12 protein-coding genes and 1 pseudogene are annotated in these 12,935 nt (G+C 56.6%); 10 read left to right on the forward strand and 3 right to left on the reverse strand.

The features are described from left to right. Window positions 1-230: 230 nt before the first annotated feature. From ACN0VL_RS14565 to ACN0VL_RS14575, 3 genes are all read left to right on the forward strand, one after another. Window positions 231-635 carry a hypothetical protein gene (locus ACN0VL_RS14565; protein WP_417618619.1) on the forward strand — a complete coding sequence of 135 codons (405 nt, stop codon included), beginning with the start codon at window positions 231-233 and terminating at the stop codon, window positions 633-635. 216 nt (window positions 636-851) lie between these two features. After that, complete coding sequence (locus ACN0VL_RS14570) at window positions 852-1,256, forward strand: OsmC family protein (RefSeq protein WP_417618621.1); 405 nt, start codon at window positions 852-854, stop codon at window positions 1,254-1,256. Between the two features lie 118 nt (window positions 1,257-1,374). Continuing rightward, window positions 1,375-3,237 (forward strand): amidohydrolase, encoded by a 1,863-nt coding sequence (locus ACN0VL_RS14575; protein ID WP_417618623.1) that lies wholly within the window; start codon window positions 1,375-1,377, stop codon window positions 3,235-3,237. Window positions 3,238-3,382: 145 nt separating this feature from the next. Here ACN0VL_RS14575 and ACN0VL_RS14580 read toward each other — a convergent pair whose 3' ends face one another. Then, window positions 3,383-4,294: a LysR family transcriptional regulator gene (locus tag ACN0VL_RS14580; RefSeq protein WP_417618625.1), complete on the reverse strand. Its 912-nt coding sequence runs from the start codon at window positions 4,292-4,294 to the stop codon at window positions 3,383-3,385. Between the two features lie 261 nt (window positions 4,295-4,555). Between ACN0VL_RS14580 and ACN0VL_RS14585 the strand changes: the two genes are divergently transcribed. The 5 genes from ACN0VL_RS14585 to ACN0VL_RS14605 all read left to right on the forward strand — a co-directional run bounded on the left by ACN0VL_RS14585 (window position 4,556) and on the right by ACN0VL_RS14605 (window position 9,355). Next, window positions 4,556-5,125 carry an NADPH-dependent FMN reductase gene (locus tag ACN0VL_RS14585; RefSeq protein WP_417618627.1) on the forward strand — a complete coding sequence of 190 codons (570 nt, stop codon included), beginning with the start codon at window positions 4,556-4,558 and terminating at the stop codon, window positions 5,123-5,125. Next, the gene (locus ACN0VL_RS14590; protein WP_417618628.1) at window positions 5,122-6,048 is read left to right on the forward strand and encodes a pirin family protein; all 927 of its coding nucleotides are present in this window, start codon (window positions 5,122-5,124) and stop codon (window positions 6,046-6,048) included. The genes ACN0VL_RS14585 and ACN0VL_RS14590 overlap by 4 nt, the downstream gene beginning before the upstream one ends. A 76-nt stretch (window positions 6,049-6,124) precedes the next feature. Continuing rightward, window positions 6,125-6,805, forward strand: a complete 681-nt coding sequence (locus ACN0VL_RS14595; RefSeq protein ID WP_417618629.1) for a hydrolase — start codon at window positions 6,125-6,127, stop codon at window positions 6,803-6,805. Window positions 6,806-6,891: 86 nt separating this feature from the next. Beyond that, window positions 6,892-7,542, forward strand: a complete 651-nt coding sequence (locus tag ACN0VL_RS14600) for a cytochrome b (RefSeq protein WP_417618630.1) — start codon at window positions 6,892-6,894, stop codon at window positions 7,540-7,542. Window positions 7,543-7,714: 172 nt separating this feature from the next. Then, a complete protein-coding gene (locus ACN0VL_RS14605; protein WP_417618632.1) occupies window positions 7,715-9,355 on the forward strand; it encodes an MFS transporter in 1,641 nt (546 codons plus the stop codon). 9 nt (window positions 9,356-9,364) lie between these two features. Here the strand turns inward: ACN0VL_RS14605 and ACN0VL_RS14610 are convergent, their stop codons facing one another. Further along, entirely contained in the window at window positions 9,365-10,264 is a 900-nt protein-coding gene (locus tag ACN0VL_RS14610; protein WP_417618634.1) for a LysR family transcriptional regulator, read from the reverse strand. 160 nt (window positions 10,265-10,424) lie between these two features. Here ACN0VL_RS14610 and ACN0VL_RS14615 point away from each other — a divergent pair, with 160 nt between their 5' ends. Both ACN0VL_RS14615 and ACN0VL_RS14620 read left to right on the forward strand, forming a co-directional pair. Continuing rightward, complete coding sequence (locus ACN0VL_RS14615) at window positions 10,425-10,904, forward strand: DoxX family protein (protein WP_417618636.1); 480 nt, start codon at window positions 10,425-10,427, stop codon at window positions 10,902-10,904. Window positions 10,905-11,035: 131 nt separating this feature from the next. Then, entirely contained in the window at window positions 11,036-11,875 is an 840-nt protein-coding gene (locus ACN0VL_RS14620) for a DODA-type extradiol aromatic ring-opening family dioxygenase (RefSeq protein ID WP_417618638.1), read from the forward strand. Window positions 11,876-12,177: 302 nt separating this feature from the next. Here the strand turns inward: ACN0VL_RS14620 and ACN0VL_RS14625 are convergent. Continuing rightward, window positions 12,178-12,339, reverse strand: a pseudogene (locus tag ACN0VL_RS14625) (tyrosine-type recombinase/integrase); the annotation flags it as partial. Window positions 12,340-12,935: the final 596 nt, after the last annotated feature.

Genomic DNA, 12,935 nt, shown 5'->3' on the forward strand with positions numbered 1-12,935 from the left:
GATCACCTCGTTCATTAAAACGGGTAATCTACGGTATTAAAAGTGGGCTAAACAGGTGCGGATGCAGTGACGCTTACCAATAATGCAACCCTAATACAACTCTCATACCCTGCGGGCCATACCGGACCTCCATGCTTATACCTGGCGGGTCCTGGCGCTTGGGTATTACAAGCACGACCACCGTAAACCTTTATATATCAACCGGACAAACCGGTAATAAGGAGAATATAATGTTGAAACTTGCCTCTTTCATTATTTTCGCTACCGCTATTTTTGTCTCACCTCAGGCGGCATTAGCATCCGATCATCAACATGCTGCCAAGGTCTGTTTCAATTCGATTAATAATGGTAGCGATGGTGTAGACATTCATCAGAGAAAAATGGCCAGGTTGCGAGCAGAAAAAGAAAGTCGTTCCGTATCGGAATGTATGCCGGCAGAAGTGTATCTGGGTGTGGGGAGCAATGGCACCGATGGAGTCGATCTGTTTCAGGAGAAAATGGCCAGACTTCGCGGTGAACATGGCCATGACACTCAAGCCCGGAGAACGCCTGCCAAGGTGTATCTCAATGTGGGCAGCAATGGCAGTGACGGAGTAGACTATTTTCAAGACAGAATCAAAAACAGGAATCGATAAGAGAAACCCCGAAAGTCGCTTTGGTTACCTTATTTCAGCAAGAGGTAACCAAATATAGCCACTACACTTTGAACAATGAGCCACTCGAGGGTCAAAGAGGAGCCATACATGTCCGGCTTAAGCAAAAGTAACCTGACCCTCTCTCGATACACCTACTAAACGATGATACGTCGGCGCATAGCCGAACTTTCAAATCATTCAACAGGAGTTCGACAAGTGACCATCAGACTATCTAAAAGCGAATTAGGCAAGTACCGTCAATTTCTTCAGGTTGATCAACATGAACTCGGCGCGGATGCTCGAATTGACACGGATTCCGATACCGCCCCCAATCCACATGACCTCTATGACGCCGCACTCGCAGCCTGCAAGGCCATCACTTTGTTGATGTATGCGGAGAAGGCTAATATTCCTCTTGAGAGTGTCGATATTGATATTGAAAGAGACAACGCCGAGGAACGCTCAGGGACCTACCGCTTGCACGTGGATTTACGTTTGAAGGGCCCTCTGGATGAATCCCACAGGGAACGCCTCGAGAAAATAGCGGAAAAATGCCCGGTCCACAAACTGATGACATCCGTGACAACCGTTGTGACATCAAGCTGCAAGCTCGCTGATTAGCGCTCAGGTTATTTGAATAAATCGTAACCGCGTGCCAGATCTTGGGCCAGGAACGAGGCTGGAACAGCGGCGCTACATCGCGCGGAACGTGACAACAGACCCCTTAAAGGAGCTGGCCATGACAGATACTATCTTGCGAAATGGGCGTATCACTACGCTCGATCCGTCGAACCCGGAAGTCCAGGCCATTGCAATTACGGACGGCAAGGTGGAAGCGATTGGCAAGAACAACGAGATGATGCGTCTCGCGGGTTCGGCCACCGAGATAATCGATCTGGAAGGCCGGCGAGTGATCCCCGGGCTGAACGACAGCCATATCCACCTGATTCGGGGTGGTCTGAGTTTCAATATGGAGCTGCGCTGGGAAAACGTGCCGTCGGTGGCCGACGCGCTGCGCATGCTCAAGGAGCAGGCAGAACGCACTCCACCGCCGCAGTGGGTACGGGTTGTGGGTGGCTGGTCTGAGTTCCAGTTTGCCGAGCGGCGTATGCCGACGCTGGACGAAATCAATGCTGTCGCACCGGATACACCGGTATTCGTGCTGCATCTTTACGCTCGAGCGCTATTGAACAAGGCTGCGCTCAACGCGATCGGCCTGACCAAGGATAGTCCGGATCCGCCGGGCGGCACCATAGTGCGCGATCAAAATGGCCAGCCCACCGGAATGCTGCTCGCCACACCCAGCGCGCTTATTCTGTATTCGACGCTGGCCCAGGGACCGGCGCTGCCTCGTGAGGACCAGGTCAACTCCACCCGGCATTTCATGCGCGAGCTGAACCGGTTGGGGATCACCTCGGTGATTGATGCCGGCGGTGGTGGACAGAACTACCCGGAGGATTACGAAGTTGTTCAGGAGCTCGACGATGCCGGTCAGCTCACGGTTCGTATCGCCTACAATCTATTTGCGCAGAAGCCGGGGGAAGAGCTGGCCGATTACGAGCGCTGGGTAAAAATGACCAAACCGGGCGCGGGTTCACCACTACTGAAAATGAATGGCGGTGGCGAAAATCTCACCTGGTCGGCCGCCGATTTCGAAAATTTTCTGGAACCGCGCCATGATCTCGCCCCGGCGATGGAGCGCGAACTTGAACCTATCGTCGAATTACTCGCCACCAACAAATGGCCGTTTCGTATCCACGCAACTTACGATGAGAGCATCGAACGCTTTTTGAGCGTGTTCGAACGAGTCAACGGTCGCCAGCCGTTCGAAACCCGCTTTATCATCGATCACGCCGAAACCATCAGTGACCGCAATATCGAGCGGGTGAAGGCGCTGGGTGGCGGTATTGCCATACAGAACCGCATGGCCTACCAAGGTGAATACTTTGTCGACCGCTACGGCCCGCAGGCGGCCAAACGCACCCCTCCGGTCTCGCGCATGCTGGAAATGGATCTGCCGGTGGGTGCCGGGACCGACGCGACTCGCGTGTCCTCTTATGATCCCTGGACTGCGCTGTATTGGCTGGTGACCGGCAAGACGGTGGGTGGTCTGGCGCTTTATGACGAAGCTGACACGCTCGATCGCGAAACCGCACTACGACTCTACACTCAGGGATCGGCCTGGTTTTCTGGGGATCAGGATATCAAGGGCGCACTCAAACCGGGGCAGTACGCCGACCTGGCCGTGCTGTCGGACGACTATCTGTCGGTGCCCGCCGAGGACATTCGCCGGATCACATCCGTGCTGACCATGCTCGGGGGACGCATCGTGCATGCCCACGGCCCCTTCAGCGACCATAACCCGCCGCTGCCGCCCGCATCGCCCGACTGGGGACCGATCCATGCGGCCCCAACGCCGGCCATGCGCACCGGGGATTACGCGAACATTGCCGCCACGCAGCATCATCACGGTCATTCACATGAGGGCTCGCATTGCCAACTGCACGGCCACAACGCCGGTATTGCCTGGACGAAGCCAATTCCGGTGCGCGACGCGACCTCGTTCTGGGGCGCGCTCGGCTGTGCCTGTTTTGCGGTATGACTCAATGATGAATGAGACGATCCGCAAGGCGACCTGGCTTGAGCTGTTCTCCGATCTGATCTTCGTGGTGGCGATCGCCAAGGCCGTGCGCATCACGGCCAGATCGCATTAACATCAGCAGTGCTGCCGAGGTTTCACACTCGTCTCAACGCACCCGATCCCAGTAAGGTCGGCCCCCGAACCGCTCGGATAATAAATCAATCAGCAGCTGAACCTTGGTCGACAGATGCCGGTGTCGGGGATAGAGGGCGCTCAGTGTGATGTCGGTCGGCGGGTAATCCACGAGTATGGTGCGCAAAAGCCCGCTCTGCAGTGCCTCGCCGGCGATAAAGGTCGGTAGCAGGGCGATCCCTTGATGATGTATCGCGGCGTCACGCAGCGGCTCGGCATTATTGGACGACATGACACACTGGATGGCGAAGGCCTGTTCACCCTCCGGGCCACGTAAACGCCACTTGCTGCCAGAGCCCAGATAACCATAGTGCAAACAGCGGTGCACGTTGAGATCAGCCGGGGTCAATGGCTCTCCCCATTGTTCGAGATAATCCGGCGAGGCACAAAGCACGCGCCTGGCAGTAGCCAGCTCGCGCGTTACAAGACTGGTGGTCGCCTGCGAGGTGCCAACGCGCACCGTCACGTCGAAACCCTCTTCGATGGCATCAACCACGCGATCGTTGAGCACCAATTCGACATGGACATCCGGATAGAGGGCCATGTACTCGGCAAGCACCCGGGATAAATGTAGTGTCCCGAATGACATGGGCGCGTTAACGCGCAGAGTACCGGCAGGCTTGCTTTGCAACGCTGTGATGGCCGAGGTGGCTGCGTCCAGCTCACTTAAAATGTGAATGCAGCGTTCATAGAACGCCAGCCCCGTGTCCGTCGGCGTGACCCGGCGCGTGCTGCGCTGAAGTAATTGAACGCCGAGCTCCTGCTCCAGTTTGATAACGGTTTTGTTGACCACCGACCGTGACAACCCCATCACCCGTGCCGCAGCGGCAAAGCCGCCCGCCTTGACGACTTGAGTAAACGCGCGGATGCCCGCGAGATTATCCATATCCACCTCTTATTGTCGCTTTTATGGCGACGATATGTCACCGGTTAGTCATATTGTATCCAGAAAAGGGCGGGGGTAGGATAATTTCATTTATTACGATCCCAGTTTTAGTTATCGGCGGGCGATGGCGTCGCTCTGGAGGGGCCGTGCTCCGTCACCCTCACTGGAAAGACAGTAACAAACAGAGGTACTACTGTTCGATATGTCCGCTTAAGCTGGAACTCTCGCGAATACAACACAACCATCATATAGGGAGATTAAATGACTAACACACTCAAGGTGCTCGCCATTTCCGGCAGCCTGCGTCAGGATTCCTATAATACCGCTGCCTTGCGGGCCGCACGGGACAGCGCCCCCAGTGATATGCACATTGAATTCGCCGATCTTTCACACATCCCGCTGTATGACCAGGACCAGCGTGACCAGCTCGTACCGGCTGCCGTGACCAAGCTCTCGGAGCAGATACAGGCGGCTGACGCCTTGCTGTTCGCGACCCCGGAATACAACTACTCGATGTCGGGGGTGTTGAAAAATGCCATCGACTGGGTCTCGCGCGAGCAGCCACATCCATTCGCCGGCAAGCCCGCCGCTATCATGAGCGCCAGTATGAGTCTGCTCGGTGGCGTGCGTGCGCAATACGACCTGCGTCGCGCCTGTGTGTTTCTGGATGTGCACTGTTTGAACAAGCCCGAGGTCATGATTTCCTCTGCTCATGAGCGCTTCGACGCCGAGGGCAGGCTTACCGATGAGAAAACCGGCGAGTTTATCGCAAAACTGGTCTCGTCCCTGGGTGAGTGGACGCGGAAACTGCAGGCAGGAGAGCAACGATGAGCACAGATACACAGACGCCAGAAGAAGCCTTTGATCAGACCTGTGTCACACCGGCCGGATGCAAGGCCATCGAATTGTTGATTGAGCCGCGCGACACAGACCTGGGCGGCTTTTCGGTACGCCGGGCGCTACCGACCAGGCAGCGGCGCATGGTCGGGCCCTGGATTTTCTTTGACCATATGGGGCCGGCGGAGTTCGCCGCCGGTGAGGGCATCAATGTGCGGCCACATCCGCATATCAACCTGGCCACGGTCACCTATTTATTCGAGGGGGAGATACTGCATCGCGACTCGCTCGGTAGTTATCAGGCCATTCGCCCCGGCGATGTCAACCTCATGGTCGCGGGCAAGGGCATTACCCATTCCGAGCGGGAGCGTCCGGAAGTGACCGAAACGGCGCACCGCCTCCACGGCCTGCAGCTGTGGCTGGCGCTGCCCGAAGCCTTTGAGGAGATCGATCCGGCGTTTTACCACTATCCTGATGCCGATATTCCCCGGGTCGACGTCGATGGCGTGCCAATCCGGGTGATCATGGGCAGCGCCTATGGAGCGACCTCGCCGGTCAAGGTATATGCGGACACCCTGTACGTCGAGGCCCACCTGAAGGCGGGGCAAAAGATCACACTGCCGGATGCCGACGAGCGCGCAGTCTACGTGGCCGAAGGCGAGTTGAGCGCGAACGGAACTAGGGTTTCCGAGCACTGCATGGCGGTGTTTTCAAAGGCACCGGGCATTGAGCTGACGGCCACTCGGGATGCGCGCATTGCCATCATAGGTGGGGAGCACCTCGGCAATCGTTATATGGAGTGGAACTTTGTGTCCAGCCGCCGCGAGCGCATCGAGCAGGCCAAGGCCGACTGGAAAGCCCAGACCTTCCCCAAGGTGACAGGTGACGAAAAAGAATTTATCCCACTGCCGGAATAAACCGGGCCCAGGCTGCACATAGCCTGTGAATACCGACTTTTACTACCCGTCCACCAGGACCAAGGAGTTAGCAGCGATGAATAATAAAACCGAACTACTCACCCCCACGAATTGTCAGCTCATTTTCATCGATCAGCAGCCGCAGATGGCCTTTGGCGTACAGTCAATGGACCGTCAGGCACTCAAAAATAATGTCGTGGGCCTGGCCAAAGCGGCCAAGGTGTTCAACATACCGACCACCATCACCACAGTCGAAACTCAGTCGTTCTCTGGTTACAGCTATCCCGAGCTGCTCGCCGTTTTTCCAAAGCATCCCATACTCGAGCGTACCTCGATGAACTCCTGGGATGATCAGAAAGTACGCGATGCCCTGGCCGGTAACGGTCAGAAAAAAATCGTGGTCTCCGGGCTCTGGACCGAGGTCTGTAACAACAGCTTTGCGCTGTCGGCAATGCATGATGCCGGTTACGAGATTTACATGGTCGCCGATGCGTCGGGCGGCACCTCAAAAGAGGCTCACGATTATGCGATGCAACGCATGATCCAGGCCGGCGTGATCCCCGTGACCTGGCAGCAGGTGCTGCTGGAGTGGCAGCGTGACTGGGCCAACCGCGACACCTACGATGCAGTGATGGAGATCGTCAAGGAGCACAGCGGTGCCTACGGCATGGGCGTAGATTACGCTTACACCATGGTGCACAAGGCGCCCGAGCGGGTAGAACACGGGCCGGTGCAGGATCCGGTAGCCGCAGACTGATTAGCCTGCAGATAAGAACATCACGCAAGGTTCACGAACGGTGACTCACTATGCAGTGCGCAACTGCCGCACAGTGAGTACCGAGCGTGGCAACAGGCACCAGTTTCATGGTGCATGCAGCGCCAGGTATCCTACCCACTTCGGAAAGCTTTATGAGAATGAGAAACACGGTTAACAACTACGGCTCGGTAGCAAAGTGGCTGCATTGGGGGACGGCCATTTTATTTTTAGGCTCTTATATTAGTGTCTATTATCGGCAGTGGTTTACGGAAGACAAAACGCCTGAAAACTGGATTGCAATTCAGCTGCACTTGTCCATTGGAGTCACCATTGCCGTTATCGTGGTGCTGCGCATTATGTGGCGCATGACCAACCGCGTGCCGGACTTGGAGCCGGGAACCAGGCTGGAGCATCTGGCAGCGCATGCGGGTCATTATGCTCTATATGCCATCATGATCATCATGCCCGTTACTGGCTACCTGGGCTCTGGCGCCAATACGGAATTTTTCTTCATGTTCGACATCCCGAAATTTGAAAGCACATGGCTATTCGAATCGGTAGTGCGTGATGGAATGGGATTGACCTTCGAAGAGTTTGAAAAGCCGCTGGATTTTCTTCACAAAGCAATATTAGGACCCTGGTTGGTTTGGCTGCTGATAGTGGGCCACGCTTCAGCTGCCCTGTATCACCACTTTGTAAAGAAAGACCGAACACTGCGTAAAATGACCATAGAGTAACAGCCAAAAACATAAGCAATCCCACATAACTGGTGTGGTTCTGTCGTCATTCCCGCCCTCCTAGTCATTCCTTCGCGAGGGTGACGAGGAAGGAAAGCCAGCCCCAGTGTCCACATCAGTTATGAGATATTGCTACCCTAACCAGTTAGATGGCGGATCATGAGGCGATGACATGAGCGAACAGGCACAAGACAAGGTAACGCCGGTATCCCCCTGGGCGCCGTTCGCGCACAGCGCTTTTGCGTTGTTGTGGACTGCGACCCTGGTCTCGAACATTGGCACCTGGGTGCACAATGCAGGCGCGGGTTGGCTGATGACCACGCTCGACCCGTCGCCGGCCATTGTGGCCCTGGTTCAGGCAGCCACTGCATTGCCGGTATTCCTGTTTGCGCTGTTTGCCGGCACGCTGGCCGACCGCGTCGACAAGCGACGTTTTCTCATTATCGTGAATATGGTGATTTCGGTCGTGACCTTGGGCTTGGCCGTGCTGGTAGCACTTGGCTGGATGACGCCGCTCGGTCTGCTGGCATTCACCTTTTTGATCGGGACGGGAGCGGCGTTCATGGCACCTGCCTGGCAGGCCATCGTGCCCGAGCTGGTGCCGCGCGAGAGCCTGCAGCCGGCCATTGCCCTCAACGGTCTGGGTATCAACATCAGCCGCGCGATCGGACCGGCGTTGGCCGGCGCGCTGATCATTTCTATTGGCCTGGCGGCCCCTTTCGCCGTTAATGCGGCGACCTATATCGTGATCATCGGTGCCTTGCTGGCCTGGAAACGCCCCCCGGTGCCGGCGCGCACCCTGCCACCGGAGCCGCTGCTGGGCGGTATGCTCACCGGGCTGCGTCATGCCATTCACAATGAGCCGCTAAAGGCGACATTAGTGCGCGCGCTGAGCTATTTCACCTTCGCCAGTGCCTATTGGGCTCTGTTGCCTCTGGTTGCACGGGCTATCCCCGGTGGTGGTGCGGGCCTGTACGGAACCTTGCTTGGGGCGGTCGGGTCGGGGGCGGTCGTCGGGGCTCTGGCGTTGCCGAAAATTCGTGAGCAACTCGATACCAATGTTCTGCAGGCGAGTGGGGCGGCCGTGACCGCCGTCGCCATGGTCGGCCTGGGGCTCGCGACGAGCGCCTGGTTCGCCGTACCCGCGGCATTCCTGGGCGGCCTGGGCTGGATAGCGGTGCTGACCAGCCTCAATGTATCGGCCCAGACCGCGCTGCCAAACTGGGTTCGTGCCCGGGGCCTGTCCATCTTTATCATGGTCTTTTTCGGCTGCATGGCGGCCGGCTCTATCGTCTGGGGCCAGATAGCCACCTATACATCCCTGACCACGGCACTGGTGAGTGCCGCCGTGGGCGCACTGGTTGCGATACCGCTGACCTGGCGGTCCAGGCTGGGGCAGGGGGAACATCGGGATCTGACCCCGGCCATGAGCTGGGGGACGCCGGTGATCGGCGACAGTTTCGACGACTCCCCGGACCGGGGGCCCGTGTTGGTGACCATCTCCTATGTGATCGAGGAGCAGGATACGGACGCATTTCTGCAGGCGATCCATGGGCTGTCGGCCGAACGCTACCGTAACGGTGCCGATAGCTGGGGCGTTTATCAGGATGCCGCCGAGCCCGACATCTGGTGCGAGTGGTTCTTTCTGTCGAGCTGGGCGGAGCATTTACGCCAGCATGATCGTGTTACCCGGCATGATCAGGATCTTCACGACGCGGTACGGGTCTACCACGGCGGCGACGCACCGCCGGAGGTGCGTCACTACCTGGCGCCAATACGAACGGCCAGCCAGCGACGTCCGGCTGACAAGTAGGGATAACGCTTAATCCCAGTAGGGCGGGTCGCCATAAAAGCCATCAATAAAATCGATGAAGCTGCGCACCTTGCTCGCCAGTAGCTGCCGGTGCGCGTAAACCACATAGAGCCCCAGGGGTTCAGGCTCATGCTCCGGCAGAATCACCTTTAGCTTTCCTGCCTTGATGGCAGAGCCTGAAATAAAGGTGGGCTGCAGGGCGATACCCGCACCGGCGATGGCGGCTTCGACCAGTACATCGCCGTTGTTGCTGATCATATCGTTATTGCCACCTTGGCGATGACGGTTCAGCCAGCGATACAGAGAGTGGCTGGGATCCGGCTCCATGTAGCTGTAATGCAGGTAGCGATGGTTCTTGAGATCTTCAGGGCGTAGGGGAGTACCCTGTTGTTTAAGGTAGGCCGGAGAGGCGCACATCACCAGCCGTATGGGGGCGATCCGTTTGGCAATCAGCGAGGAGCTTTTCAGGTGGCCGATCCGCAGCGCGATATCGAACCCTTCCTCGACCACGTCGACCTTGCGATCGTTCAGTTGCAGATCGATGCCCACGGCCGGGTGAGCTTTCTGAAAGGCGTTCAGCAAGGGTGCCATGTGACGGATAGCGAAAGACACAGGGGCACTGATCCGCAGCAGCCCCTGAGCCTGGGTTTGCAGATCACCGATGTGGCTTTCCATGTCATCGATGTCGTTCAGCACCTGCTGAGCTCGCAGGTGATAGCTGGCTCCCGCCTCGGTCAGGTGGATCTTGCGGGTGGTGCGGTTGAGCAGGCGTACCCCCAAATGTTGCTCAAGCTGGGAAACGTACTTGCTGACCAGCTGCGCAGACAGGTTCAGCCGGTCGGCGGCACGGGTAAAGTTGCCTTCGTTTACCACGGTGACGAAGGCGCGCATGGCATCGATACGATCCATTGGCTTATCCAGTAGCAGTGAGTTTTAATTATTATCAACGTTTTGTTGATAATAAAGCAATGATTGTCATCTTAGTCTTTCAATATGGCGATAGTATAGTGTGTACATCATCTGGAGCGGGGCTTCAGGGAACATCCACAGACAAATACTTGAGGTAATTATGATGAACTCCAAACTGGCACAGACTGTACTCCACTCAAACGCGGGTTATGCTGCACTGGTGTTGCGGGTACCGGTCGGGCTGATCCTGGCAGCCCACGGCGCCCAGAAACTCTTTGGCTGGTTTGGTGGCTATGGACTGGAAGGAACCGGGCAGTGGTTGGCCAGCATTGGCCTGGCACCGGGCTACCTGATGGCGCTGCTGTCGGGCGGTGCCGAGTTCTTCGGTGGCCTGGCGCTGGTGCTGGGACTGTTGACGCGTCCAGCGGCACTGGTTTCGGCCTTTACCATGCTGATCGCCATATTTGCCGTGCATATCGATAATGGCCTGTTCATGTCCAACAACGGTTACGAATATGCCCTGACCCTGTTTGCGGTCACGCTGTCTCTCGCCATTCAGGGCGGTGGGCGGTTCGCACTGGACAAAGTGCTGCTGGAGCGCGTTGCTGCTACCGGAAACGGTCAGCGTAGCCACGCGTAACACTCCGGCATGAGCATAATAGGGCCATAGCGGTTGGATTGAAGCGCTCCCATGAATGGGAGCGCTTTTTATAACCCTGAATGTATGACGATTAACCGCAGTTGTTAACCGAATCTGAAGGAGTCATTATCATGAACGCCAAACCGAATGTGCTGTTCATCTCCCACGGCGGCGGCCCAATGCCCTTGCTGGGGGATCCGGGCCACAGTGAAATGGTGGAGCGGCTTACCGAGATCGCCGGCACGCTGCGCAAGCCCTCCGCCATACTGGTTATCAGTGCCCACTGGGAAGAGTCGGTACCCACCATTACCTCGGGAGCCACCCCGCCGTTGATCTACGATTACTATGGCTTTCCGCCAGAGTCCTACGATATCCAGTATCCATGCCCCGGTGAGCCAGTGCTGGCGGGGCAGATCCATGATGCGTTGGAGCAGTCGGGGATTGCCGCACGGCTTGATGATCAGCGGGGCTTTGATCACGGCTTGTTTGTCCCTCTCAAGCTGATGTATCCGCAGGCGGATATTCCCTGTGTGCAGTTGTCGCTGGTAGACAGCCTGGATGCCACTACGCACCTGGCGATCGGCCGTGCCTTGCAGGCACTGGATGACGACAACCTGCTGGTGATTGGTTCCGGTTTTTCTTTCCATAACATGCGCGCGTTTTTTGCGGCCAACACGCCGGAGATTCAGGCCGGCAACGAGGCGTTCGAAGACTGGCTGCAGGAAACCTGCACCGATGCGGCCATGGAGGAGCCGGAAAGGGCGGAGCGGCTGGCGCATTGGGATCGCGCCCCCTATGCCCGATTCTGTCATCCTCGGGAGGAGCACCTGCTGCCGCTGCATGTTTGTTATGGATTGGCGGAAAAGCCCTGCGATAGCCATATGTCGGCGACGATTTTGGGGAAAAAATCGGGAATCTTTTATTGGGGAACGCAATCACTGGCAGATGTGTCTACCGCAGCGCCGGGCTAAAACCAATTATATTCAACAATCGATCTATTCGATCGTCATACCAGCTTCACAAAAAGGGCCACTCCACCGGCCCGCTGCAAGCTAATCCCTGCCACATTCAAAACGATGCCCAATGTACCCTGTAATCATGGGCTTCGTTTCCTTCCATTTAGCGACGCATGGCGTCATAATGCGACAGTTTCATATGATTCCACCAGCTCCCGGATCAGCCTCAACAAAAGGGAAGAGAAGAGGCTGGTCGCCCGCAAGGCCCGGGCGGTAGCGTGGCTGAAGGACTGGGTAGCCTTGCCCCAAATACGGACTTATCCGAAAAAATTATCCAACGGGCTACGGGTACCGGCAAAATGCTGCCCAATCACATGGGTATAGATCTGTGTTGTTCGTACATCGCTGTGGCCCAGTAATTCCTGCACCCTTCTTATATCGCGTCCGGCCTCCAGTAAATGGGTGGCAAAACTATGCCTCGGCAGTTCTATCATCGACTTGCGAAGCGACTGGGAAAATTCGGACTGGGTCTGGCAGGCGAGAAAACGCGACTGCTTCGATTTAGCCGTTTTGAACCGGGAAGGACGCGGCGAATCGTATTTCTGGGGTTTGAAATTTACTGGGATATCAGTTATCGAGGTAAGTTGGCGGTACACCTGAAATTAGCCAGAGAAAAGCAACGGGCGAGTATCAAGGAGATGGTTAACTGGATAAAATACAATCGTTCCAGGCCTCTTCAAGAATTGCTCGCGGCCGTGAAACGAAAGTTACAAGGCTTTGGCAATGACTTCGGTCTGCCAGGCAACAGTAAAAGCCTGTCTCGACTGTATTACTTGTCGGTCAGGACGCTGTACAAATGGTTAAACCGACGGAGTTAGCGCCGTAGCTATAATTGGTTGGAATTTACTCAGCTATTAAGGTGGTTCAATGTACGCGTACCCGCCATAAAGAAGGTAAGGTACGGCTAGGACTGCGTATTACGCGGGCGAATATATAACTGAAGAGCCGGATGCGGTAGTTCCGCACGTCCGGATCTGTGTGGGGGCGGTTGAGGTAACTTGCCGTCCTACCACGA

Origin of the sequence: Oceanisphaera sp. (genome assembly GCF_048268965.1) — a bacterium.
GTDB lineage: Bacteria > Pseudomonadota > Gammaproteobacteria > Enterobacterales > Aeromonadaceae > Oceanimonas.